This window comes from Rhizobium sp. R635 (genome assembly GCF_002211285.1).
Taxonomy (GTDB): domain Bacteria; phylum Pseudomonadota; class Alphaproteobacteria; order Rhizobiales; family Rhizobiaceae; genus Rhizobium.
This window is the reverse complement of the sequence record NZ_LOKX01000008.1, coordinates 79,211-101,726: the sequence shown is the minus strand read 5'-3', so window position 1 is coordinate 101,726 and position 22,516 is coordinate 79,211. Positions and strand designations below refer to the sequence as shown.

Here is a 22,516-nt window from a genome sequence, read left to right as displayed (position 1 = left end):
GGGGAGCAACGATGAAGAGAATATCCGCCATCCATTTCGCCACAGCGCTGGTCTTCGCGGGCGCCATGTCGGCCAACGCGGCCGATACCGTCAACACCCAGGGACCTACGCTTCGCGTCGAAAAGCTGGCCGATGGGCTCGAACATCCCTGGGCGGTCGAGGTGTTGCCCGACGGCGCCTATCTCGTCACCGAGCGGCCGGGCCGCATGCGCATCATCCGCGACGGCAAGCTCTCCGACCCGATCGGCAACGTGCCCAAGGTCAGCGCCCGCGGCCAGGGCGGCCTGATGGACGTGGCGCTCGCCCCGGACTTTGCCACGAGCAGAAAGCTCTATTTCACCGCCGCCATCGCCAATAGTCAGGGCTCCGGCACCGAGGCCTTCAGCGCGACGCTGTCCGCAGATGAAAAGACGCTCCAAGCCGTGACGCCCGTCTTCACCATGCGGCGCTTCACCTCGGGCAACATCCAGTATGGCTCGCGTATCGCGATCGCCCCTGACGGCACGCTGTTCATCAGCGTCGGCGACCGCGGCGACCGCGACCGCTCTCAGGACTGGAAGGATGACGCCGGCTCGATCGTCCATATCAATGCCGACGGCAGCATTCCCGCCGACAATCCGTTCAGGGACGGCGGCAAGGCGCTGCCGGAGATCTGGTCGAAAGGCCATCGCAACCCGCAGGGAATTACCTTCGACGCTAGGGATGGCCGGCTCTACACCGTCGAACACGGCGCGCGCGGCGGCGACGAGATCAATCAGCCCGAAGCCGGCAAGAATTACGGCTGGCCGATCATCACCTACGGCCGCGATTATTCGGGCGCCGAGATCGGCGAAGGCACCGCCAAGGAAGGGCTGGAACAGCCGCTGCACTATTGGGACCCTTCGATCGCGCCCGGCGCGCTCGCCGTCTATCGCGGTGCCATGTTTCCGGAATGGGACGGCGACTTCCTCGTCGCGGCGCTGAAATTCCAGCTGCTCTCGCGCATGCAGCGTGACGAGAGCGGCGCCTTCGTCGCCGAAGAACGTTTGTTCGAGGGCGATTACGGCCGCATCCGCGACGTCGTCGTGGCGCCGGACGGCGCGCTGCTGATGGTGACGGACGAGGATGACGGCGCGCTGCTCAGGGTCTCGCGAGCGCAAGCCAACAACGGTTGAGATCTCGCCAGGCTTGAGGCGTTTACTTACAGCCAATCGCCGTCGATCGACCCGTCGAAGTCTTCGCCCTTGCCTAGCTGGAACGCAACTGCTACCGCTCGGGCACCATCCCCCTTCCCCTCGAGGACGACATGACGCGCATTCAGGCGAACCTCCTCCTGTTGCTTGCAGCCGCCATCTGGGGCGGCGGCTTCGTCGCGCAGTCGACGGCGATGAAGGCGATCGGCCCCTTCTGGTTCATCACCCTGCGTTTTGCCGTCGCCACATTGGCCGTCCTGCCCTTCGTTCTTCTGGAAGCACGCAAGGCAGAGGCGAAGACCAGCGCGCGCCATGCCAAGCTCTACGTTCTCACCGGCCTTGCCCTTTTCAGCGGCGCCGCCACCCAGCAGGTCGGCCTGCAGACGACGACGGTGACGAATTCAAGCTTCATCACCGGCCTCTATGTCGTCTTCGTGCCGCTCATTGCCGTGTTCTTCCTGCGCCGTGCCCCGCATTGGATCATCTGGCCGGGCGCGCTGATGGCGCTCGCCGGCATCTATCTCCTGTCCGGCGGCCATCTCTCGGCGCTCACCTCAGGCGATCTCCTGACCGTGGTCTGCGCCGCCTTCTGGGCAATCCAGATCACTCTTGCCGGCACGACCGTCTCCGAGAGCGGAAGGCCGCTCGCGCTGGCGGCGACGCAATTTGCCGTCACCACGGTCTGCGCGCTGGCCGTTGCCGCAGCGGTCGAACCGATCAGCCTTTCGGCGATTTGGGCCGCAGGACCCGAGATCCTCTATGTCGGCATCTTCTCGTCCGGTCTGGCCTTCGTGCTGCAGGTGATCGCCCAGCGCTACACGACGCCGTCGCAGGCGGCGATCTTCCTTTCGTCAGAAGCGCTCTTCGGCGCATCGCTCGCAGCCCTCCTCCTCGGTGAGTCGATGCCGGCGACGGGATATACAGGTTGTGCGCTAATGTTTACCGCTATGCTTGTAGTCGAGCTCGTACCCGGATTGGCCCGCCGCCGCCTGCCAGCCGCCTGAACACGCGTCCAAATATGGGTGGATGCCGGATTCGAAAAAAATTTTAAGGAACCTGCAAAGCCCGTTTACGTTGCATTTTTGGGAAAATCTGCTCGGAACTTACATTGCAGACGATATAAAACGTTAATCATTCCCCATTGACGAAGGAAATTTTGCGTTTTTGCGCAAATTGGATATCGGCGAGGGTGTGCCCGGAAGGACACGTTAAAAAACTTTTGCTTGCCAAAATCCTTTAAACGCAGCACTCTCGGCGCGTTCGGGCATTTTGCGAGCATGGGAAGTCCTTAAGTATTTGCGCGCCGGGAACGCTAATATTCCGGTCAGCCGGTTCCAAATAAGGCAGGCGAAAGTTCTGCTTGGAACAGGCCGAGGTAGAGGGGACCTTTTTCTCACATTTCAAGACTTGCCTGCCAACACCTCCCGCAAGGAGGCAATGCTATGATGCTGCCCGTGTGGATGGCGGGCAGAGAGAAAAGGACCTGACGCATGGCCGAGACTGGCACTGTAAAATTCTTCAATACCGACAAAGGCTTCGGCTTCATCAAGCCGGACCGGGGCGGCGCCGATATCTTCGTTCACATTTCTGCCGTTCAGGCCTCTGGGCTGGCCGGTTTGACGGAAAACCAGAAGGTAAGCTTCGACACGGAGCCGGATCGCCGCGGCAAGGGCCCCAAGGCCGTCAATCTGCAGATTGCGGGCTGAGCCCTTAACAAGGCTGTCAATTCGAGTTGAAGCCCGGCAGCAATGCCGGGTTTTGTCGTTCAGCCTTCGTTCAGCTATAACTCCTTAGGACTAACACCATCGAGAAGGAGCCGGCGTTCGGTTTCCGGGATTAGGACTTGATGGTTATGAACACGCTCGCCAAAACTCTTCTGCTGACGGCAACGGCTGCTGCGCTTACTCTCTCCGTCATCGGCGAGGCCTCGGCCCGCGACCGCCACTGGCGCCATCATAACAACAACGACGCCCTCGTCGGCGGCGCTGTCGGTCTCGCCACCGGCCTGATCGTCGGCTCGGCTATCGCCAATGCCAATAACGGCCCCGTTTACGAAGAGCGGCGCTACATCGACCCTGCCTATGAGCCGGATTATTACGAGCCCGCTCCGGTCTATCGCGCCCCGCGCCGTGTTTATGTCGAGCAGCCGCAATATGTTGAGCAGCCTAGATATTATGCGCCTGCCCGCGCCTCCGTCGAACCCTGGACGCCGCAATGGGAACGTTACTGCTCCTACCGCTACCGCTCCTTCGACCCGCGTAGCGGCACCTATATCGGCAATGACGGCCGCAGCCACTTCTGCAACGCCGGCTGATCGTTCGACGATCCCTGATACGAAGCGCCGCTCCCCAGCGGCGCTTTTGTCTTTAGAGCATGTCGCGTAAAAGTGTGCGGCGGTTTTGCGACAACGACATGCTTAAAAATAAAGAACTAAAGCGCAAGGAGCGAATCTGAAAGATCGCGACGCGCTTTAGTTTAAGCCGGGATACGGATCGTCGCCCTCAAGCCCCCGAGCGGGCTGTCGCCGAGCGTGACGTTGCCGCCATGGCTGCGGGCGATGTCGCGGGCGATCGCAAGGCCGAGCCCAGTGCCCGACGCATCGAGATTGCGCGCCGCATCCAGCCGGAAGAACGGCTTGAACACATCCTCACGGTTCTTTTCCGGAATGCCCGGCCCGTCATCGTCGAAAATGACGGTCAGCCATTTGGCATTGTGCTTGGCCTCGATCTCCAGCCTGCCGGCATAACGCTGCGCATTCGACGCGAGGTTGGTGACGAGACGCATGAAGGCATTCGGCCTGACTTGTATGTCGTCGTCACCTTCGATCGAATAGTTGAACCGCTTGCCGTGCAGGGCGAAATCGGATTCCAGCTTCGCGAAGATTTCGCTGAGTTTCAGCTCGCCGACATCCTCTTCGACCTCGCCGCGCGCGAAGGCCATATAGGCCTCCAGCATCGTCTGCATGTCGTTGACGTCGTCGTTGAGACCGTGCAGGTCGGGATTGTCGCCAGCCAGCGCCAGTTGCAGCTTGAAGCGGGTGAGGATGGTGCGCAGATCGTGGCTGACGCCGGAGAGCATCGCGGTGCGCTGCTCGATCTGCCGCTCGATGCGCTCGCGCATCAGAATGAAGGCAAGGCCCGCGCGCCTGACCTCGTCGGCCCCGCGCGGATAGAAATTATCGGGCTTCTGCCCCTTGCCGAAGCTTTCGGCAGCCCGCGCCAGCATCAGGATCGGCCGGATCTGCCCGCGCAGGAAGAGGATCGAAATGCCGATCAGCACCAGCGAGGTGCCGACCATCCAGACGATGAAGATATGGGTGTTCGAAGCATAGGTCTGGCTGCGCTTGGCCAGCACCCGGAGGATCTTGTTCTCGAGCTTGATGCGGATCTCGACGAGGTTCGAGTTGCCCACGGTATCGATCCAGAACGGCCGGTGGATCTCATCGGTGATCTCGTCGCTGAGGATACTGTCGAGGATCGAGAAGAACGGCTTGACGCGCGGCGGCGGCAGGTCGCCGTCCGGCTCGATCGAGATCTGCAGATTGAGCTGATCGCGGGCGATGCGGGTGATCTCGCCGTAGTCCGAATTCTGCGGATAGGTCTCGATGATCTCGATGATCGCCGCGATGTCGCGGGTGACGGCGAGCGACAGCCGCTCCGTCACCATCTGCCAGTGGCGCTCCATGAAGACGGTGGCGACGACGGATTGCAGGAGCACCATCGGAATGATGATGATCAGCAGCGAGCGTGCATAGAGGCCGGTGGGCAGCCGGCGGCGCAGCCAGCGGACGACCGAGCGCCAGCCCGGCACGGGAGTGCGGTCTTCCCGCCGCAAGCTGTCCACTGTCACCATCAGCGCCGGTCCTGGCCGCAATCTCTCTGTGTCACGCCGCGTCCATCTCTCTAGTCGATGCTCAGCCTGTATCCGATGCCGCGCACCGTCTGCAGCCAGACCGGATTGGCCGGATCGTCTTCGATCTTGCGCCTCAGCCGGTTGATCTGCACATCGATCGTCCTCTCGCCGACTTCGGCGTCGTCGCCGATCAGCTCGTGGCGGGGGATCGTATCGCCGGCGCGGCGCGCAAAGAGCAGCATGATCTCCTGCTCGCGGTCGGTCAGCCGGATTACCTCGCTCGCCCTCTTCAACTCCTTGCGGGTGAGCGAGAAGGTGTAGGGGCCGAACATGACCTGCTCGATCTTCGGCCCCTCGCCGCCGGCATTGCGGCGCAGGATGTTGTTGATGCGCAGCACCAGCTCGCGCGGGTCGAAAGGCTTGGAAAGGTAGTCGTCGGCGCCCGCCTCGAGGCCCTCGATCCGGTTGCCCGATTCCGCCAGCGCCGTCAGCATGATGATCGGCACGTTCTTGATGGCGCGAAGCCCGCGCGTGACCTCGATGCCGGATTCGCCGGGCATCATCACATCCATGATGATGAGGTCGAAATCGAGACCCGTGAGCTTGCGCTGCGCCTCGGCGCCATCGGCGGCGACGGTGACGCGGAAGCCGTTCTCGGCGAGATAACGATTGAGCAGGGCACGGATGCGGGAGTCGTCGTCGACCACCAGCAGATGCGCCGCATCGTCGGAAATTCCTGTCTTGACCGCCATTCAATCCGCCTTTTGTCTGTCCCGCATGCCTCTGAGGAAAGCCTTTATGCCCTCTCGCGCCTCCGCAGAAGCACCATCGAATGCCCGTTCAATGCGGCGCGATTGCGGCTCCGCAAGGGCAAGCGCCAGCTCGCGCCCCGTTTTCGTCGGATAGAGCTTGCGCTGCCGCCGGTCTTCGGGGCCGGCGACCTGGCGAATATAGCCTGAATCGATCAGTTGTTTCAGCACCCTTGCAAGGCTCTGTTTGGTGATCTTCAGCGTATCGAGAAGATCGGCCACCGTCATGCCGGGGTTGCGGTTGACGAAATGCACGACACGGTGATGGGCCCGGCCGAAGCCGCTCTTTTCGAGGATGGCGTCAGGATCGGAGACGAAGTCGCGATAGGCGAAGAAGAACAGCTCGATGATCTCGAAATCGATAATGTCGGTATCTTCCATCGGCGTGGCCAGCGGCTCCGGCTTGCCTGCTTTCGCTCCGGTCTGTCGTGGCACTCGGCATTTCCTTTCTCTTTCCCCGCATTGCGGGAGCCCGGACGATAATTTCCTTGGGCGCCGCACGTCTTCGACTGCGCAAAGGACGCTGTAGCACTTTGAATTATGCAGGATAAACCAAAGCCCGCCCGGCACTCCGACGCAATATGCGATTTCCCCCTGCGTCTGTGGATAAAACGTAATGGGGATAACAATCAACAGGCATGGCGCGCGGGCGCCGGAGGAGATGAGACTATATGAAGGAAGTCCATCCGGCGGCGGTCGCCGCCGGATAAGACTTTTCATACGATCGGTCCGGCGGGCTGACGCCCGTCGGGCCTTTTACCTATGCGCCCGCGCCATGACCAGGCCGGCGAGCGTCGAGAGAACGCCGCCGCCGATCAGGCCGCCGATGCCGTCGGCGATCAGGCCTGCCATAGCCGCTTCCCCGCCGACCATGCCGAGCAGCATTCCGCCGCCGACACCGCCGATCGCACCTGCGATCGTGCGGGCGACGACGTTGATCGAGTGCTGCTTCAAGGCGGCGCTTGCGGCGTTGCCGCCGATGGCGCCTGCAATCAGTTGTACGACAAGCGGAAGTAGCGCTTCCATGATTTCCTCCTATGGCGATCTCCCCGATCGCCTAATATGCCGAACCTCCGGCATATTAGTATTTTATCATATTCAAGAGGAAAGCGCGAAGAAAAATCAACCGATGCGGGATTAAGGCGCGTGGAGGTGGCCGGGAACGAGGCGGCCCGACGCCGCCTCGCTTCTGATGCTGCCGATTACGTCATTGATAGACGTAGACGATCCGGCGCGTACCGGGATCGACCAGGACAGGCCGGTCGTTGATCCTCGTATAGCGATACTCGTAATCGGGAATCGTCTGGAAAGTGACGTCGGCAGGCACTTCCGCGCCGACGACGACATCGCCGCCGAGCTGCACCGTCTCAGCCGGATTGGTCTCGATATAGGTCCGCACCGTCTCAGGTGGCGTGATCGTCTCGACAGCCCCGACGGGGCCGATCAACTCATCGCCAGGCGCCGGCTGCGGATCAACAGGGACGACGCTGGCGGTCGACTCGTAGGTGACGACGGGAACGCCGATCTCGGCGCGGTGCTGTTCGACGATGACAGGAGTGCCGCCGCGGTCGACCTGCAGATAGTCGGCATAGACCCAGCCACGCATGCCGTTGACATCGACACGGCACCAGCGGCTGCCTTCGATGCAGCCGTCGAGCACGGCGGTCGAGCCACGCGTGGCAAGACCGACGGCCGGATATTGCGGGCCGGGACCGGAGCGGACGTTGAGATCATTGACCGTCGTCGCGACCATCTCCGCCTGCGCAAGGCCACCGCTCGCCAGGAGCACGGCTCCAGCCAATAGAATGTTTCTCTTGAGGGTCATGTGAGCGTCTCCTTGGTTTCGATGGCCGGACAACGCCTGGGCCTCCACGATGTTCCCTCGCGCCGTCCGCAGGGAACCGGCGCTCATGAGGCACGTCATGCAAGCATTTGAAGAAGCTGAATAAAACCGGACTCCCTCCGGCGATCCCAGCGATGGAGAGATCCATAAACTCTTGTTGCACTGCGTCTTTTTGCCGTGAACCACGCCCGGAATGAGGAAGATTCCGGCTGTCCTCGCCGCGGTTTCGGACTATACCCTGAGCATCAGAGACACCAAGCGAGGCACTTATGGGCATGCTCCAGGCCGGCATCATTCCGGTGACACCCTTCCAGCAGAACTGCACGGTCTTCTTCGATCCCGATACCCAGGAAGGCGTCGTCGTCGATCCGGGCGGCGATGTGCCGCTCATTCTTCAGGCGATCGAGAAAAGCGGCCTGACCATCAAGGAAATCTGGCTGACGCACGGCCATCTCGACCATGCCGGCGGCGCCAGCGAATTGAAAGAAGCCTTGGGCGTTGATGTGGTCGGCCCGCACCAGGACGACCTGCCGCTCTTGCAGCGGATCGAAGCCCAGGCGGCAAACTACGGCATAACGGGATTGCGCAACGTTTTGCCCGATCGCTGGCTGAAGGATGGCGACAAGGTCTCCTTCGGCGCCCACGAATTCGAGGTCTACCACGCCCCCGGCCATGCACCCGGCCACGTCATCTATTTCAACCGCGCGCAGAATTTCGCCCATCTCGGCGACGTGCTCTTCAACGGCTCGATCGGCCGCACCGACCTGCCCGGCGGCAATCATCAGCAGCTTCTCGATTCGATCCGCGACAAGGTGCTGCCGCTCGGCGACGATGTCGGCTTCATCTGCGGCCACGGCCCCGGCAGCCGCATCGGCGATGAACGACGGAACAATCCGTTTTTGCAGGAAATCAGAGCCGGAGGAACATCCGGCGCGGGCAAATCAGGCGTAACGGCCGATAAAAAGGTGTGAGCGCACGCTCACATCATCTTCCTGCCGTTCGGCACCGGCTGTTCGACCGCCGCAAGCACGATCGCGCCGTTTTCGTCCTCGAATCCCAGCGTCAGCACTTCCGAGCGGACCGGCCCGATCTGCCGCGGCGGGAAGTTGACGACGCCGAGCACCTGGCGGCCGATCAGGCTTTCGAGCGTGTAGTGCACGGTGATCTGCGCCGAGGATTTCTTGATGCCGATCTCGGGGCCGAAATCGATGACCAGCTTGTATGCCGGCTTGCGCGCTTCCGGAAAGGGACTGGCCTCGATGATCGTGCCGACGCGGATGTCGACACGCTCGAAATCGGCGTAGGTGATCTCTTCGGCCATGCGGATCTCCCTCAGCCGGCCAGTTCCTCGGCCCGCTTGCGCGCCGCCGCAAGGGCCGCGTCGAACAGAGGCTGCATGCCGTCGTCGGCCATCAGCACGGCGAGCGCTGCCGCCGTCGTGCCGCCGGGAGACGTCACGTTCTGCCGCAGCCGCGAAGCTTCGTCGGGGGACTGGTGCAAAAGTTCACCAGCCCCCGCGACCGTTTCCCGCGCAAGACGCATGGCGAGGTCCGCCTGCAGGCCGAGTTTACGGCCTGCTTCTGCCATACATTCCACGAGATAAAACACATAGGCCGGACCGCTGCCCGAAAGCGCCGTCACGGCATCGATATCGGCCTCCTCGGGCACCCATTCGACCGGGCCCGAGACCTTCAGAAGCGCATGGACGCGCTCGCGCTGCTCGCCGCTGACCGCAGCATTGGCGAAGGCGCCGGTGACGCCGCGTCCGACCATGGCAGGCGTGTTCGGCATGGCGCGCACCATGGCGGCTTGGCCCAGATGTTTTTCGAGGAAACCGAGCGTCTTGCCGGCGGCGACCGAGACGACGACCGTTTCCGGCCCGACGGCGCTCTTCAACGGCGGCAGCACCGTCTCCATGACCTGCGGCTTGACCGCAAGGAACAGCACGCCCGCCTTCAGCTTCGCCGGCAGAGCGGTGAGATGCGTCGCGCCCGCCTCGCCGATCGTCGTCAGCATCGCCTGCGACGGGCCGGGATCGACGACGATGACGGCCGAGCCGGGAACGCCGCTTTTCAGCCAGCCGGAGAGCATCGCCCCGCCCATGTTTCCGGCGCCGATCAGAACCACAGGATTTTTGGAGGAGAAAGCGTTCGCCGGCATCTTATGCCTCGCCGACCGTTTCGAAGAGCACGGCTTCCATCGCCTTCATCGCGTCCATGCCGGACCAGACGACGAACTGGAATGCCTGGAAATAGGCTTCGCAGGTGTCGAGCGCGCTGGAAAGCAGCACTTCCACCTGCCGGTTGGTGGGCTCGGCGCCGCCGGCAAGCAGCAGCGACTGGCGGAAGATGACGACATCTTCCTGGCGCCATAGGTCGAAATGCCCCATCAGCACCTGCCCATTGATCGCCGAGAGCAGCTTGACCACCTCGTTGACCCTGATGTCGGGAACTTTGATGTCGAAGGCGCAGCCGAGATGCAGCGCCTCGAATTCCTCCATCCAGGAGAAGGAGACATGGTAGTCCGCCCAGCGGCCTTCGACCGTCATTGCGATCTCGTCCTCGCCGGACCGTTCGAACGACCAGTCATTGTTGGAGGCCACGTACTCGATCATATCGACCGGGTTCGACTGACGCTCGACTTCCAATTCCATCAGGTTCATGCAGCACCTTCTTGACCGGAACGAATGCGACCTAACTTGCTGTTACAGACACAAGAAAAGACACACGCAAATACCGGAACCACCACTCGGATGATCGTTGAACCGCTGCCAGACTTAACGCAGATAACCTGCCCGGAGCTTACCAAGTCGCTTCGAATCATCATTTAAAATCAGTGTATAATGACCCTTGCCACCTGCCAGCCCCCAGAAGGGAAAATAGGGCGGACCTGCTGTGGAAAGCACTTCGAAACTCAATTCAGAAGGGAGATTAAACGACTCTGCGTATTGGCTTTTTTGGCAGTGTCCACAGGTGGAAAACTCACCTGAATTTTTTGTGACGGACGCGGCATGGGAGCAAAGAGGCCATGCCGCGTCTTGTATTCTATCGGGACTCAGCGGCCTTCGCCGGCAAGTTTCGCTTCGAGCGCGGCGATGCGGGCAGCAAGCGCCTCGTTCTCGTCGCGCGCCTTGATCGCCATCTCGCGCACGGCCTCGAATTCCTCGCGCTTGACGATGTCCATGCTGTTCAGCCAACGCTCGGCCTGGGCGTTGAAAGCGGTCTCGATCTCCTTGCGAACGCCCTGGGCAGCACCCGCCGCATCGGTCATCAGCTTGGCGAACTCGTCCATGATGCGGTTCGTTCCGGTCGTCATGGCGTTTTTCTCCCTTCATATAAGGTGAATTCAGCCCTTCGGGGCCTCGAAGATTGAGGTAGGGCTTCGCCACCCGCGATGCAAGCGCTTTGCGCGGGATAGTCTCGCTGGAGCGGGCAGTGGAAGTGCGATCACGAACAATGCACTTGACCGTCCGGGATCGCGGCGGCATGTTCCGCCGATCTTAACGGATGGGAAAACCTTGCCGACAGCCGCCAATCTCCTTGCCATCATGCCTTTCCCTGACATCGATCCGATCGCCTTTTCGCTCGGTCCTGTAGCGATTCACTGGTACGGCCTGGCCTATGTCGCCGGCATCCTGCTCGGCTGGGCCTATGCGCGCCGCCTCGCCGCCAATGACAGTCTCTGGCCGGGCAATACATCGCCGATGACGAAGACGCAGCTCGACGATTTCATCGTCTGGGCAGCCCTCGGCGTCGTGCTCGGCGGCCGTCTCGGCTACATCTTCTTCTACGACCTCTCCGCCGTCCTGCGCGATCCCATCCGCGCGGTCCAGATCTGGAACGGCGGCATGTCCTTCCACGGCGGCCTGACCGGCACGACGATCGCCATGATCATCTTTGCCCGCCGCAATGCCATTCCGATCTGGAGCCTGTTCGATATGGTCGCCGCCGTCGTTCCCTTCGGCCTGTTCTTCGGCCGCATTGCCAATTTCATCAATGGCGAGCTCTGGGGCCGGCTGACCGACGTGCCCTGGGCCGTGGTTTTCCCGACCGGCGGTCCCTTCGCCCGCCATCCGAGCCAGCTTTACGAGGCCGGCCTCGAAGGCATCGTTCTGCTTCTGGTGCTGGCCGCCCTCGTCTATGGCATGCGCGCGCTGAAAAGCCCCGGCTTCATCACCGGCGTCTTCGTCTGCGGTTATGCGCTGTCGCGCATCTTCGTCGAGTTCTTCCGCGAGCCGGATGCCCAGCTCGGCTACCTCCTCGGCACGAACTGGCTGACCATGGGCATGGTGCTCTCTTCCCCGATGATCCTGCTCGGCGTCTGGGCAATGCTGCGGGCCCGCCGCCAGGCTGCCCTCCAGCTCTAAACCGGCAGGATGCACGACATGACCACCGCTCTAGGCGAAAAGATCAAGGCGATCATCCAGGCCAACGGCCCGATCAGCGTCACCGATTATTTCTCGCTCTGCCTTGCCGATCCCGAACACGGATATTACCGCACCCGCGAGCCCTTCGGCCGCTCCGGCGATTTCGTCACCGCGCCCGAGGTCAGCCAGATCTTCGGCGAGATGATCGGCGTCTTCATCGTCCATGCCTGGCAGCGCCACGGCACGCCGGCGGGTGTCCGCCTGGTCGAGATCGGCCCCGGCCGCGGCACGATGATGGCGGATATGCTGCGGGTCATCGCCCGCATCGCCCCGCCGCTTTTCGACACGATGAGCGTGCATCTCGTCGAAACCAGCGAGCGCCTGCGCGACGTCCAGAGCCAGACGCTCGAGTCCTACGGCGAAAAGATCGCCTGGCACGACGGCTTCGACGAGGTGCCGGCAGGCTTCACCCTGATTGCCGCCAACGAGCTGTTCGACGCGATCCCGATCCGCCAGTTCATCCGCACGCAGACCGGTTTCCGCGAGCGCATGGTCGGCCTCGATGCCGATGGCGAGCTGACCTTTGCCGCCGGCGTCGCCGGCCTCGATCCAGCACTTCTCCCCGAACCGGTGCAAAACCTGCCGCTCGGCACGCTCTTCGAGATTTCGCCCGCCCGCCAGGCCGTGATGATCGCGATCTGCGAGCGGCTGCGCGCTTTCGGCGGCACGGCGCTCGCGATCGATTACGGCCATCTCGTCACCGGCTTCGGCGATACGCTGCAGGCCGTGCGCATGCATGAATTCGACCCGCCGCTCGCCCATCCCGGCGAAGCCGATCTGACGAGCCATGTCGACTTTCAACAGCTCGCCGAAACGGCGCTCGCGGCCGGCCTCCATCTGAACGGCGCCTTGCACCAGGGCGATTTCCTGACAGGCCTCGGCATCCTCGAACGCGCCGCCGCACTCGGCAAAGATCGCGAGCCGCAGACCCAGCAGGTCATCCAGACGGCGGTCGACAGGCTCGCCGGCGCCGGTGAAGGCCGGATGGGCGAACTCTTCAAGGTCATGGCGGTCTCCCACCCCGCGATCGATCTCATGCCCTTTCGCCCGGTGGATTGACAGGGCGCACGCGGCTGGGCCAACATCCCCAGCGAAGCAGAAACTTGACGCGCGCCGCCTGTGCGATGCGCTCGGGATGATACAAACCCCTTTTTAAAACCCCGGAATCACAGATGCAGGACGCGGCCTCTCCCGCACCGATCGAAAGCGCGCTGCTGAACGAAGCGACGGGCAGCACCATCCGCCACGGTTACTTCACCCGGGCCGGCGGCGTTTCCGAAGGAATCTATCGTGGCCTCAATGTCGGCCTCGGCTCCAGCGACGCGCGTGACGATGTCATCGAAAACCGCCGCCGCGTCGCCGCATGGTTCGGCCTGCCGCTCGAACGGCTGGCAACGGTGCATCAGGTCCACTCCCCCGACGTCGTGACGATCGGCGCCGATTACGACGGCGCCCGCCCCGAGGCGGATGCGTTGGTGACGGCAGCGCCGGGGATCGTGCTCGGCGTGCTCGCCGCCGATTGCGGCCCGATCCTTTTTGCCGATCCCGACAACCGCGTCATCGGCGCCGCCCATGCCGGCTGGAAGGGCGCGCTGACCGGCGTGCTCGAAAACACCGTCGCCGCCATGGAGGCGCTGGGCGCGGAACGAGACAGCATCGTCGCCTGCCTCGGCCCCTCGATCAGCCAGAAAAGTTATGAGGTCGGCCCGGAATTCGTCGAGCGCTTCCTCGCCGAAAACCCGGCTTACCAGCGCTTCTTCGTGCCTTCGGCAACACCGGGCCACGCCATGTTCGATCTGCCGGCACTGACCGTCGAGCGGCTGACGCGGGCGGGCGTGCGCGCCGAGAGCCTCGGCCTCTGCACCTATCCGGATAGCGAACGCTTCTTTTCCTATCGCCGGACGACGCATCGCAAAGAGCCGGATTACGGCCGCCAGATTTCAGCGATATCAATCAGGGAGACTTGAGCAGAATGGCATTGCACTTCGAAAAGGCCGAGTTCGCAAGCCGGCTTGCGCGCCTCACCGAGAAGATGAAGGAAGAAAAGCTCGACGCCCTGCTGCTCTTCGCCCAGGAAAGCATGTATTGGCTGACCGGCTACGACACCTTCGGCTACTGCTTCTTCCAGACGCTGATCGTCAAGAGCGACGGCACCATGGCGCTGCTCACCCGCTCGGCAGATCTTCGCCAGGCCAAGCACACTTCGATTCTCGACGACGTCCACATCTGGGTCGACAGGGTCAATGCCGATCCGACGCTCGACCTGAAGAACCTCATGGTCGAGATGGACCTGCTCGGCGCCCGCATCGGCGTCGAATACGACACGCACGGCATGACTGGCCGCGTCGCCCGCCTGCTCGACGCGCAGTTGACCACCTTCGGCCAGATCGTCGACGCCTCCTACCTCGTCAGCCGCCTGCGCCTCGTCAAGAGCCCGACTGAGGTCGCCTATGTCGAGCGCGCCGCCCTTCTCGCCGACGATGCGCTCGATGCCGCCATCCGGCTGACCAAGCCCGGCGCCGACGAGGCCGATATCCTCGCCGCCATGCAGGGCGCGATCTTTTCCGGCGGCGGCGACTATCCCGCCAACGAGTTCATCATCGGCTCCGGCGCCGATGCCCTGCTCTGCCGCTACAAGGCCGGCCGCCGCAAGCTCGACGCCAACGACCAACTGACGCTCGAATGGGCCGGCACTTACGCGCATTATCATGCCGCCATGATGCGCACGATCGTCATCGGCGAGCCGATGCAGCGCCATCGCGAACTCTACAATGCCTGCCGCGAAACCATCGAGGCGATCGAGACGGTGCTGAAGCCCGGCCACACCTTCGGCGACGTCTTCGACATGCATGCCCGCATCATGGACGAGCGCGGCCTTGCCCGCCACCGGCTGAACGCCTGCGGTTATTCGCTCGGCGCCCGCTTCTCGCCTTCCTGGATGGAGCATCAGATGTTCCATGTCGGCAATCCGCAGCCGATCGAGCCGAACATGTCGCTCTTCGTGCACATGATCATCGCCGATTCCGACACGGGCACGGCAATGACGCTCGGCCAGACCTATCTGACGACGGCGGATGCGCCGCGCACGCTTTCCCGCCACCCGCTCGATTTCATCGGCCTCTGACCGGCTGGAATCGACCGGTGAGAATCCGGGAATTGACAGAGGACCATCCCCGCCCGCATAAATCCAGGCGGGGCTGACGTGAATGTGGGAAGGACGGATCAAGGGATGACGCGAGCTGCGATTGTGCCCACGCTCCTCTTCGTCATGGCTCAGCTGACCGCCTGCAACACCACCGATGCGCTGACGCCGATGGTCGACATCGGCGATTCCTCGGCGAGTGCGCCATCGAGCCCGGTCACGCAGAGCGAGGCCGAGAGCCTGGCAGGCACCCGCCAGCCGGCCTTCGCCGCAAATACGCGGCAGGGCGGCTATCACCCGGCCTACGACCAAACGCAGCGCGCCTATCGGCCCGGTTCCGGCGCACCCCCGACGACGATGCAGGAGCAGGCCGACGCTTTGTCGCGCAACGATTCCTCGCCCGCCGCCTCCGCCCCGATCGAGGGGCAATCGCTGCCGCCGCCGTCAAGCGGCGAAGAACCTGCCGCTCCGGCGGCCGAGACGCAACAGCCTCGGCAGACTGCCGCCCTCAACCCCGGCCCCTCGTCCGCCCGCGGCAATACTGTCCGCTTCCTGCCGATCATCGGCGCGCCGGTTCAGGCGGTGACGCCGCTTTCGCGCCAGCTCGGCTCCGAGGCTCGCGCGCACGGCCTCTCCATCAAGAGTTCGAACGACGCGAGCAGCGACTACATCCTCAAAGGCTATCTCTCCGCCTTCAGCGACGACGGCAAGGTCACGGTCGTCTATGTCTGGGACATCCTCGACAATGGCGGGGGGCGCCTGCACCGCATCCAGGGCCAGGAAAGCGTGCCGACGGCCGCGGCCGATCCCTGGGCGGGCGTTCCGGCCTCGGTGATGCAGCAGATCGGCTCGAAAACCATCGCGGAATTCACCTCCTGGCGGCAGTCGCAGGGCGGTTAGTCACAAACTTTTTGCAAATATCAAAGCCTGTGACGCCTTTGCCCTTGCATTCACAGGGAAGCTGACTAAAAAGCGCGGCTATCAGCGCATAACAGGCGGACCAAAATGAAGGTTTTCGCAGGCAATTCGAACCGGCAACTCGCCGAAGCGATCTGCAACTATCTCAATGTTCCCTTGGGGAGAGCCAGTGTTCGAAGGTTTGCCGACCAGGAAATCTTCGTGGAAATCCAGGAGAACGTGCGCGGCGAGGACGTTTTCCTCGTGCAGCCGACGGCCTTTCCCGCCAACGACCATCTGATGGAGCTGCTGATCATGATCGACGCCATGCGTCGTTCGTCGGCACGCCGCATCACCGCCGTTCTTCCCTATTTCGGCTACGCCCGTCAGGACCGCCGCGCATCCGGCCGCACGCCGATCTCCGCCAAGCTGGTCGCAAACCTGATTACCGAAGCCGGGGCCGACCGCGTCATGACGCTCGATCTCCATGCCGGGCAGATCCAGGGCTTCTTCGATATCCCCACGGACAACCTCTTCGCCCTGCCCGTGCTGACGCGCGACATCAAGAGCCATTATGACCTCAGCAACGTCATGGTCGTCTCGCCCGACGTCGGCGGCGTGGTGCGCGCCCGCGCGCTCGCCAAACGGCTGGACTGTCTGCTGGCCATCGTCGACAAGCGTCGCGATCGGCCGGGTGAATCCGAAGTCATGAACATCATCGGCGACGTCACCGGCAAGGACTGCCTGCTGATCGACGACATCGTCGATTCCGGCGGCACGCTCTGCAACGCGGCCGATGCACTGCTCGCCCAGGGCGCCGCCAGCGTCACCGCCTATATCACGCACGGCGTTCTTTCCGGCGGCGCGGTCACTCGCGTCACCTCCTCGAAGCTGCGCGAACTCGTGATTACCGACTCGATCCAGCCGACGACGGCCGTGCTCTCAGCGCACAATATCCGCGTCGTGACGACGGCGCCGCTGATCGGCGAAGCCATCAGCCGAACCGCCCAGGAAGAGTCCGTATCCAGCCTCTTCGATTAAAACCGTCTTCTCCGTCATGCTCGGCCTCGTGCCGAGCACCTGACCACTGCAATTATTTGACGGAAAAGCGTTTGTTTTCAGCCACTTAATCGACCGAAGCAGATCCTCGGCACTGGCCGAGGATGACGTCGCGGGTTTTGCAGCGGTTTGTCAGCAGCCTGAAGGCCGGCACAGGGCCGGCCTCCTCATCTCTGATTCCAATTGAGAACGTTCAAGGCTGCTGCGGCGGCGCAGGGACAGCATCCTGATCTTGATCCCGTTCCTGCTCCTGGTCCGACTCCAGCCCCTGATCCTGATCCGGACCATCCGGTCCCTTGACCACCTGGCCGTTGACGGCAATCGCGCCATCGCGGCTGATGCTGATGTCCCAGCGCGAACGGCCGTCGGGATCGGTCTTGGCGAAGCCTTTCACCATCATGATGCCGAAGGAGACCTGGTTGAGATCGGGATCCGTCTTGGCAAGCTCCTGAATCGACGCGATCGTCTTGTCGAGATCGCGGGCAAGGATCGTCGCCTCCATCGAATAGTCCTTCTCGGTGTCGACCCGGCCCTCGATCTTGCCCGACATGTCGATGTCATAGACATCGGACTTGGCGCTGATCTTGGGAAACTCGACGGCAAGCCGGCCGTCGCGGAAGAGTTTTTTCGCCATCTCCTCGCCGCTCTTTTCCGGCGCCTCGGCGTTGAAATCCACCGCCATGAGGGCGTCGCCCAGGCTTGCGAAATCCAGATTCGGAACGGCGAGCTGGAAATCGAAGTTGGTCGGCATGAAGCTCGCATAATTTGCCGGCATCAGCGGCGTGTCGAGGCTGATCTCCTGCGCGTTCAAGCCGAAGCCGAAACGCATGGCGTCGCTCGGCCCGTCGATGGCGAGGTTATAGCCGAATGCCTTGGCGCCGCCCTTGCCCATCTCGCTGCTGATCGTCAGATCGTGGACCCCGATCGTCTCGCTGAACAAGGTCAGAAGCGGGAAGGCTTCCTTCACTATTCCCTTTATCTTGGCGCTGTCTTCCGGGCTCAATTCCTTCTCGTCGAGATGGTCGAGCACGAAGAAGACCATGTCGCGAAGCTGCTTTGCCGGCAGGCCGTTCACCTTCGCCTCGAAATCGATCGAACCGGCACGGAATTCGACGGGCGGCATCTGCAGGCCGGAAACCTGCTCGACGAAATCGGACATCGAACCGGTGCCGGCAAAATCGACACGTCCGTTGCCGCCGGCACTATCCGCCGAACTCAGCTTCTGGTCCATGCTGGCGATGGTGGCATGAACCTCCTCGGTTTCGGACTTGCTGGACATCTTAATGTCCTTGGCCGCGAAGGTGCCGGAACGCAGATAGCTGATCGCCGGGTCGAAGACGCCGGTATAAACAAGCGAAGCGATGGAATAGGTGAAATCCGTCGGCTTCTGATCCGGGCCTTTGAAATGGCCGGAGACGTTGAACTTGTTGTCGCCTTCGACGTTCCAGAGCCCGCTGTCGAGCGGCGTGGCGAACATCGAGAACGGTGTCAGCCCTTTGATGGTGAAGGTCGCCGGATCGGTCTTGGCAATCAGCTTCGCCAGATCGTAGATGACCTCATAGCGCGTGCCGGCCGGGTTGACGGTAATGAAGCCGCTCTTCGCCCAGTCCTCCGGAAGCAGCTTCGTCAAGGTCTCCTTGACCGTTTTGGCGCCGTCCTGATTGATCTCCGCGCCCTCGGCCGCGGTGAAAAGGCAAAGGGCAAGCATGCTCGTTGCCGTGACAAGTTTGAGACGCATAGTCTGGTTTTCTCCTCAGCCGCTTTTTGATTGCGGCCATCCAAAGATGCGAAGCGCGCGGATGTCAAGCCAAGTGGCGATAAGCACTGGCAATTTTGCCTTTGAACAGGCGCAGATCGCGCGTGATTTCAAGGTTTTCTCATTGAGGCGGCAGGCGAATGCGATCTCGCCAGGTTGACCGGTCCGCATGATCGAGCGCCTTGGCGAAAGGCTGTATATCGCCGAAAAAGCGCCGCAATCGGCAACTTGCGTTTCCGACCGACTTATAATATAGGCCACCGGTCCGCGTAGACACCCTTGGAGGCAACGCGGATGAGGATGGGGAAACCCGCCTCCGGTTCGATGGCATAAGGCTTTTGCCCGCCGCCGAACTCTCCAAATAACCTCGAAAGGAAAAGCCATGAGCCAGGAAACTTACGAGCTCAAGGCCGAGGCGCGCGAACGGGTTGGTAAGGGGTCCGCCCGTGAACTTCGCCGCAACGGTTTGATTCCCGCTGTCATCTATGGTGACAAGCAGGCCCCCATTGCCATCGCTATCAACACCAATGAGGTGACGAAGCGCATTCACGCCGGTGGCTTCATGACCACCGTAGCGACCATCGAAGTCGACGGCAAGAAGTACAAGGTTCTGCCGAAGGACTATCAGCTCGATCCGGTCCGCGACTTCACGCTGCATGTCGATTTCCTGCGCGTCTCCGGCAACACCCAGGTGACCGTCGAAATCCCGGTTCACTTCGTCAACGAAGCGAAGTCCCCGGGCCTCAAGGTCGGCGGCGTCCTGAACATCGTCCGCCACGAAGTCGAAGTTCACTGCCCGGCCGATGCGATCCCGGAATTCTTCAACATCGACCTCAGCGGCAAGAAGATCGGCGACAGCATCCACATTTCGGAAGTCGCTCTGCCGAAGGGCGTCACCCCGGTCATCGACCGTGACTTCACGATCGCGACCATCGTCGCTCCGGCTGCCGGCATCGACGAGAGCGCCGCGGAAGGCGAATCCGAAGCCTGATCGCTTCGACCAATTTGTAAAGCATATGGCCCGCTTCCCCCTGAACTAGCCCTAGTTCACGGGGAAAGCGGGCTTTTCATTGCCCGGAATGGTTGCCGTTTCAGCAAATTTAACACATTCGTGAAAGCATGCTCCGTCAGCTGAGAAGAAGCCCGTCCTGAAGCGCGACAGCAAACAGGGCCGGTCCAGGGGGAGTAGACGGAACCATGAACAATTCCGTTGAGAACAGATTTTTTGCGATAGTGTGCGGAGCGCTGCTCGTCTTCGTCGCCCCCCTCTTTGTTCTCTTCCTGTTTCTTTCCTCCGAACGGGCCGACAAGGAAATACGAGACCATATCTCCGTTCTTCTTGTCGCCAATGCCCAGGCGCTGGCCAAGCCCCTCTGGGACCTCGATGAGGACAGCGTGACCCAGATCAGCGCGACGGTCGTTTCCCAGGGCGCAATCGTCAAGGTTGAAGTGCGCGACCAGTCGGGCCAGCTCGACGTCAGCCAATCCACCATTCCGCGCTCCTTCGACGGCAAGCTCGTGCAGGTCTCGCGCGCCATCATCTACAATACCGTCGACGGCCCGAAGAACCTCGGCAGCATCAGCGTCTACTATCCCGCCCTCGGCTTGTTTTCCGGCCTGAAGCAGGAAGAGGTCGTCTTCATCTCGATCTTCATCTTCGCGGTATTGACCGTTTTCGGCACGGCGCTGATCGGCAACCGCATCTTCGTCATCCAGCCGCTGATGCGGCTGACGGCCGCAATCGAGGCCACCCGCCAGCTCGGCTCCCGTCATCACGTCGATTGGCAGTCGAACGATGAGATGGGACGACTCGCCCGCAGCTTCAACGAGATGCAGACCAAGCTCGAAAGCGAGGAGAAGGAGCTGAAGTTCGCCCATCGCCGCGCCACCGACATCTACAATCTGACGCCTGCCATGCTCTTCTCGCTCGACGAGGAAGACCGCATCACCGCCGTCAGCGACTACTGGCTTTTCGCCACGGGATATCACCGCGCCTCCGTCATCGGCCGCAACTTCGCCAACCTCGTCACCCCCAACACCCGCGACAGGTTCGTCAAGCGCCGCGAGGCGGAAAACGGCATGGCCGTCACCGTCAAGTTCGTCTGCATGGACGGCCGCATCATGGACGTGCTCATCATGGAATCGGAAGCGGAAGCCGGCGCTCAAGACCGTCTCTCGCTGTCCGTCATGACCGATGTGACCGAGCTCAAGGCCTCCGAGGACCGCAATCATCGCCAGGCGATCACCGACCACCTGACCGGGCTGCTCAACCGCCAGGGCTTCGAAGCCGTCCTCGACAGCAAGATTGCCGCCGCCGACGCCGCCGGACATGAGCTCGCCTGCCTCTTCGTCGATCTCGACCGCTTCAAGTGGATCAACGACAATATGGGCCATGCCGCCGGCGACATGGCGCTGATCGAGCTCGTCGAGCGCCTTAAGACGCATCTTGCGCCCTCCGACGAGGCCGCCCGCCTCGGCGGCGACGAATTCGCCATCCTGCTGCCGGCCAAGGACGCCGAGAAGCGCGCCAGGATGATGTGCGAGCAGATCGCCTCGATCTTCGACACGCCCTTCGGCCCCGACATGCACCTGAGCGCTTCGATCGGCATCGCCGTCTATCCCAGCCACGCCACGACAGCCGCCGAGCTGCTGCAGAAATCCGACATGGCGATGTACGCCAAGAAACGCGACGGCAAGAACGGCTCGCAGCTCTTCGACAACGCCATGCTCGACCGCGCCCGCAGCCGCGCCGAGATCGAGGCCAATATCGAAGCCGGCCTCGCCGAGAACTGGTTCGAGGCCTTCCTGCAGCCGATCGTCAACCTGAACGGCCGCGGCATTGCCGGCTTCGAGGCGCTGATGCGCCTCAACCATCCGCAAAAAGGCCTGATGCCGCCGGCCGAGATCATCAACGTCGCCGAGGAGACGGCAAAGATCGTCCGCGTCGGCAACGTCATCATGGAAAAGGCGATCGCCAACCTGGCGAAGATTTCCCGCATACCGGGGATGCAGGATACCTATCTCGCCATCAATTTCTCGCCGCTGCAGTTCGAGCCGGCGCTGCCGGCCCGCCTTGCCGCCATCGTCGGCCGCCACGGCATCCGCGCCGAACGCATCGTCGTCGAAATCACCGAAGCGGTGCTGATGCACGACAATCCGCAGATCCGCATGATCGTCACCGAACTGCGCCGCTTCGGCTGCCGCATCGCGCTCGACGATTTCGGCACCGGCTACTCGTCGCTCAGCTACCTCAACCGTTTCCCGGTCGACATCATCAAGATCGACCAGTCCTTCACCCGTGCGATCAACGACGGCGACGACGATGTGCGCCAGAAGAGCCGCATGCTGATCGAAGGCATCACCACGCTCTCGCACAAGATGAACTGCACCGTCATCGCCGAGGGCATCGAGACCGAAGAGGAATGCCGCACGCTCCACCAGATGGGGCTTGACTACGGCCAGGGCTACCTCTTCCATCGCCCGCAGCATGCAGCCAAGCTCATCGAGGAACTGGTGGGGTCGCAGTCCGACGTCGCCCGCGCCTCGTGATCGAAGAACCA

General features: G+C 62.3%; 23 protein-coding genes. 13 read left to right on the top strand and 10 right to left on the bottom strand.

Features of this window, described 5'->3' with window-relative positions; all coding sequences use genetic code 11:
• The first annotated feature begins 11 nt into the window (after window positions 1-11).
• From ATY78_RS08730 to ATY78_RS08715, 4 genes are all read left to right on the top strand, one after another.
• Window positions 12-1,154: a PQQ-dependent sugar dehydrogenase gene (locus tag ATY78_RS08730; protein WP_088681951.1), complete on the top strand. Its 1,143-nt coding sequence runs from the start codon at window positions 12-14 to the stop codon at window positions 1,152-1,154.
• 131 nt (window positions 1,155-1,285) lie between these two features.
• A complete protein-coding gene (locus ATY78_RS08725; protein WP_088681950.1) occupies window positions 1,286-2,176 on the top strand; it encodes a DMT family transporter in 891 nt (296 codons plus the stop codon).
• A gap of 486 nt (window positions 2,177-2,662) precedes the next feature.
• A complete protein-coding gene (locus ATY78_RS08720; RefSeq protein WP_003561293.1) occupies window positions 2,663-2,878 on the top strand; it encodes a cold-shock protein in 216 nt (71 codons plus the stop codon).
• A 146-nt stretch (window positions 2,879-3,024) separates the two neighbouring features.
• A complete protein-coding gene (locus ATY78_RS08715) occupies window positions 3,025-3,486 on the top strand; it encodes a BA14K family protein (protein ID WP_088681983.1) in 462 nt (153 codons plus the stop codon).
• A gap of 161 nt (window positions 3,487-3,647) precedes the next feature.
• Here the strand turns inward: ATY78_RS08715 and ATY78_RS08710 are convergent, their stop codons facing one another.
• From ATY78_RS08710 to ATY78_RS08690, 5 genes are all read right to left on the bottom strand, one after another.
• A complete protein-coding gene (locus ATY78_RS08710; RefSeq protein ID WP_088681949.1) occupies window positions 3,648-5,024 on the bottom strand; it encodes an ATP-binding protein in 1,377 nt (458 codons plus the stop codon).
• Window positions 5,025-5,074: 50 nt separating this feature from the next.
• Window positions 5,075-5,776 carry a response regulator transcription factor gene (locus ATY78_RS08705; RefSeq protein WP_088681948.1) on the bottom strand — a complete coding sequence of 234 codons (702 nt, stop codon included), beginning with the start codon at window positions 5,774-5,776 and terminating at the stop codon, window positions 5,075-5,077.
• Complete coding sequence (locus tag ATY78_RS08700) at window positions 5,777-6,268, bottom strand: MarR family transcriptional regulator (protein WP_088681947.1); 492 nt, start codon at window positions 6,266-6,268, stop codon at window positions 5,777-5,779. It abuts the gene before it with no gap.
• A 321-nt stretch (window positions 6,269-6,589) separates the two neighbouring features.
• Window positions 6,590-6,859: a hypothetical protein gene (locus ATY78_RS08695; RefSeq protein ID WP_088681946.1), complete on the bottom strand. Its 270-nt coding sequence runs from the start codon at window positions 6,857-6,859 to the stop codon at window positions 6,590-6,592.
• A gap of 181 nt (window positions 6,860-7,040) precedes the next feature.
• The gene (locus ATY78_RS08690) at window positions 7,041-7,658 is read right to left on the bottom strand and encodes a DUF1236 domain-containing protein (protein ID WP_088681945.1); all 618 of its coding nucleotides are present in this window, start codon (window positions 7,656-7,658) and stop codon (window positions 7,041-7,043) included.
• Window positions 7,659-7,945: 287 nt separating this feature from the next.
• On the opposite strand from ATY78_RS08690, the gene ATY78_RS08685 reads away from it, so the two are divergent.
• On the top strand, window positions 7,946-8,647 hold the full coding sequence (locus ATY78_RS08685) for an MBL fold metallo-hydrolase (protein WP_088681944.1): 702 nt from the start codon (window positions 7,946-7,948) through the stop codon (window positions 8,645-8,647).
• Between the two features lie 8 nt (window positions 8,648-8,655).
• On the opposite strand, the gene ATY78_RS08680 is transcribed toward ATY78_RS08685, so the two are convergent.
• From ATY78_RS08680 to ATY78_RS08665, 4 genes are all read right to left on the bottom strand, one after another.
• Window positions 8,656-8,997, bottom strand: coding sequence for a tRNA-binding protein (locus ATY78_RS08680; protein WP_088681943.1), 342 nt, complete (start codon window positions 8,995-8,997; stop codon window positions 8,656-8,658).
• Window positions 8,998-9,008: 11 nt separating this feature from the next.
• Window positions 9,009-9,836 carry a pyrroline-5-carboxylate reductase gene (proC, locus tag ATY78_RS08675; RefSeq protein ID WP_088681942.1) on the bottom strand — a complete coding sequence of 276 codons (828 nt, stop codon included), beginning with the start codon at window positions 9,834-9,836 and terminating at the stop codon, window positions 9,009-9,011.
• 1 nt (window position 9,837) lies between these two features.
• Window positions 9,838-10,338, bottom strand: coding sequence for a YbjN domain-containing protein (locus ATY78_RS08670; protein ID WP_088681941.1), 501 nt, complete (start codon window positions 10,336-10,338; stop codon window positions 9,838-9,840).
• Between the two features lie 392 nt (window positions 10,339-10,730).
• Window positions 10,731-10,991: an accessory factor UbiK family protein gene (locus ATY78_RS08665; protein ID WP_010065892.1), complete on the bottom strand. Its 261-nt coding sequence runs from the start codon at window positions 10,989-10,991 to the stop codon at window positions 10,731-10,733.
• 202 nt (window positions 10,992-11,193) lie between these two features.
• On the opposite strand from ATY78_RS08665, the gene lgt reads away from it, so the two are divergent.
• The 6 genes from lgt (at window position 11,194) to ATY78_RS08635 (ending at window position 17,182) form a co-directional block, all read left to right on the top strand.
• Window positions 11,194-12,042: a prolipoprotein diacylglyceryl transferase gene (gene lgt, locus ATY78_RS08660; RefSeq protein ID WP_088681940.1), complete on the top strand. Its 849-nt coding sequence runs from the start codon at window positions 11,194-11,196 to the stop codon at window positions 12,040-12,042.
• Between the two features lie 18 nt (window positions 12,043-12,060).
• Window positions 12,061-13,161: a class I SAM-dependent methyltransferase gene (locus ATY78_RS08655; RefSeq protein ID WP_088681939.1), complete on the top strand. Its 1,101-nt coding sequence runs from the start codon at window positions 12,061-12,063 to the stop codon at window positions 13,159-13,161.
• A gap of 113 nt (window positions 13,162-13,274) precedes the next feature.
• Window positions 13,275-14,069, top strand: coding sequence for a peptidoglycan editing factor PgeF (pgeF, locus tag ATY78_RS08650; RefSeq protein ID WP_088681938.1), 795 nt, complete (start codon window positions 13,275-13,277; stop codon window positions 14,067-14,069).
• A gap of 5 nt (window positions 14,070-14,074) precedes the next feature.
• Window positions 14,075-15,226 (top strand): Xaa-Pro peptidase family protein, encoded by a 1,152-nt coding sequence (locus ATY78_RS08645; RefSeq protein WP_088681937.1) that lies wholly within the window; start codon window positions 14,075-14,077, stop codon window positions 15,224-15,226.
• 105 nt (window positions 15,227-15,331) lie between these two features.
• Window positions 15,332-16,144: a hypothetical protein gene (locus ATY78_RS08640; protein ID WP_088681936.1), complete on the top strand. Its 813-nt coding sequence runs from the start codon at window positions 15,332-15,334 to the stop codon at window positions 16,142-16,144.
• Window positions 16,145-16,249: 105 nt separating this feature from the next.
• Window positions 16,250-17,182: a ribose-phosphate pyrophosphokinase gene (locus ATY78_RS08635; protein ID WP_088681935.1), complete on the top strand. Its 933-nt coding sequence runs from the start codon at window positions 16,250-16,252 to the stop codon at window positions 17,180-17,182.
• 211 nt (window positions 17,183-17,393) lie between these two features.
• On the opposite strand, the gene ATY78_RS08630 is transcribed toward ATY78_RS08635, so the two are convergent.
• Window positions 17,394-18,938 carry a hypothetical protein gene (locus ATY78_RS08630; protein WP_088681934.1) on the bottom strand — a complete coding sequence of 515 codons (1,545 nt, stop codon included), beginning with the start codon at window positions 18,936-18,938 and terminating at the stop codon, window positions 17,394-17,396.
• Window positions 18,939-19,338: 400 nt separating this feature from the next.
• Between ATY78_RS08630 and ATY78_RS08625 the strand changes: the two genes are divergently transcribed.
• Window positions 19,339-19,947: a 50S ribosomal protein L25/general stress protein Ctc gene (locus ATY78_RS08625; protein WP_088681933.1), complete on the top strand. Its 609-nt coding sequence runs from the start codon at window positions 19,339-19,341 to the stop codon at window positions 19,945-19,947.
• A gap of 206 nt (window positions 19,948-20,153) precedes the next feature.
• On the top strand, window positions 20,154-22,505 hold the full coding sequence (locus tag ATY78_RS08620) for an EAL domain-containing protein (RefSeq protein ID WP_088681932.1): 2,352 nt from the start codon (window positions 20,154-20,156) through the stop codon (window positions 22,503-22,505).
• The last annotated feature ends 11 nt before the right edge of the window (window positions 22,506-22,516 follow it).

Coding starts and splice junctions, on each gene's coding strand:
- ATY78_RS08630 (WP_088681934.1), bottom strand. CDS start 18,938: ATGCGTCTCAAACTTGTCACGGCAACGAGCATGCTTGCCCTTTGCCTT.
- ATY78_RS08730 (WP_088681951.1), top strand. CDS start 12: ATGAAGAGAATATCCGCCATCCATTTCGCCACAGCGCTGGTCTTCGCG.
- pgeF (WP_088681938.1), top strand. CDS start 13,275: ATGCAGGACGCGGCCTCTCCCGCACCGATCGAAAGCGCGCTGCTGAAC.
- ATY78_RS08620 (WP_088681932.1), top strand. CDS start 20,154: ATGAACAATTCCGTTGAGAACAGATTTTTTGCGATAGTGTGCGGAGCG.
- ATY78_RS08640 (WP_088681936.1), top strand. CDS start 15,332: ATGACGCGAGCTGCGATTGTGCCCACGCTCCTCTTCGTCATGGCTCAG.
- ATY78_RS08625 (WP_088681933.1), top strand. CDS start 19,339: ATGAGCCAGGAAACTTACGAGCTCAAGGCCGAGGCGCGCGAACGGGTT.
- ATY78_RS08710 (WP_088681949.1), bottom strand. CDS start 5,024: ATGGTGACAGTGGACAGCTTGCGGCGGGAAGACCGCACTCCCGTGCCG.
- ATY78_RS08695 (WP_088681946.1), bottom strand. CDS start 6,859: ATGGAAGCGCTACTTCCGCTTGTCGTACAACTGATTGCAGGCGCCATC.
- ATY78_RS08690 (WP_088681945.1), bottom strand. CDS start 7,658: ATGACCCTCAAGAGAAACATTCTATTGGCTGGAGCCGTGCTCCTGGCG.
- ATY78_RS08715 (WP_088681983.1), top strand. CDS start 3,025: ATGAACACGCTCGCCAAAACTCTTCTGCTGACGGCAACGGCTGCTGCG.
- ATY78_RS08705 (WP_088681948.1), bottom strand. CDS start 5,776: ATGGCGGTCAAGACAGGAATTTCCGACGATGCGGCGCATCTGCTGGTG.
- ATY78_RS08655 (WP_088681939.1), top strand. CDS start 12,061: ATGACCACCGCTCTAGGCGAAAAGATCAAGGCGATCATCCAGGCCAAC.
- ATY78_RS08670 (WP_088681941.1), bottom strand. CDS start 10,338: ATGAACCTGATGGAATTGGAAGTCGAGCGTCAGTCGAACCCGGTCGAT.
- ATY78_RS08645 (WP_088681937.1), top strand. CDS start 14,075: ATGGCATTGCACTTCGAAAAGGCCGAGTTCGCAAGCCGGCTTGCGCGC.
- proC (WP_088681942.1), bottom strand. CDS start 9,836: ATGCCGGCGAACGCTTTCTCCTCCAAAAATCCTGTGGTTCTGATCGGC.
- ATY78_RS08680 (WP_088681943.1), bottom strand. CDS start 8,997: ATGGCCGAAGAGATCACCTACGCCGATTTCGAGCGTGTCGACATCCGC.
- ATY78_RS08685 (WP_088681944.1), top strand. CDS start 7,946: ATGGGCATGCTCCAGGCCGGCATCATTCCGGTGACACCCTTCCAGCAG.
- ATY78_RS08725 (WP_088681950.1), top strand. CDS start 1,286: ATGACGCGCATTCAGGCGAACCTCCTCCTGTTGCTTGCAGCCGCCATC.
- ATY78_RS08720 (WP_003561293.1), top strand. CDS start 2,663: ATGGCCGAGACTGGCACTGTAAAATTCTTCAATACCGACAAAGGCTTC.
- ATY78_RS08665 (WP_010065892.1), bottom strand. CDS start 10,991: ATGACGACCGGAACGAACCGCATCATGGACGAGTTCGCCAAGCTGATG.
- ATY78_RS08635 (WP_088681935.1), top strand. CDS start 16,250: ATGAAGGTTTTCGCAGGCAATTCGAACCGGCAACTCGCCGAAGCGATC.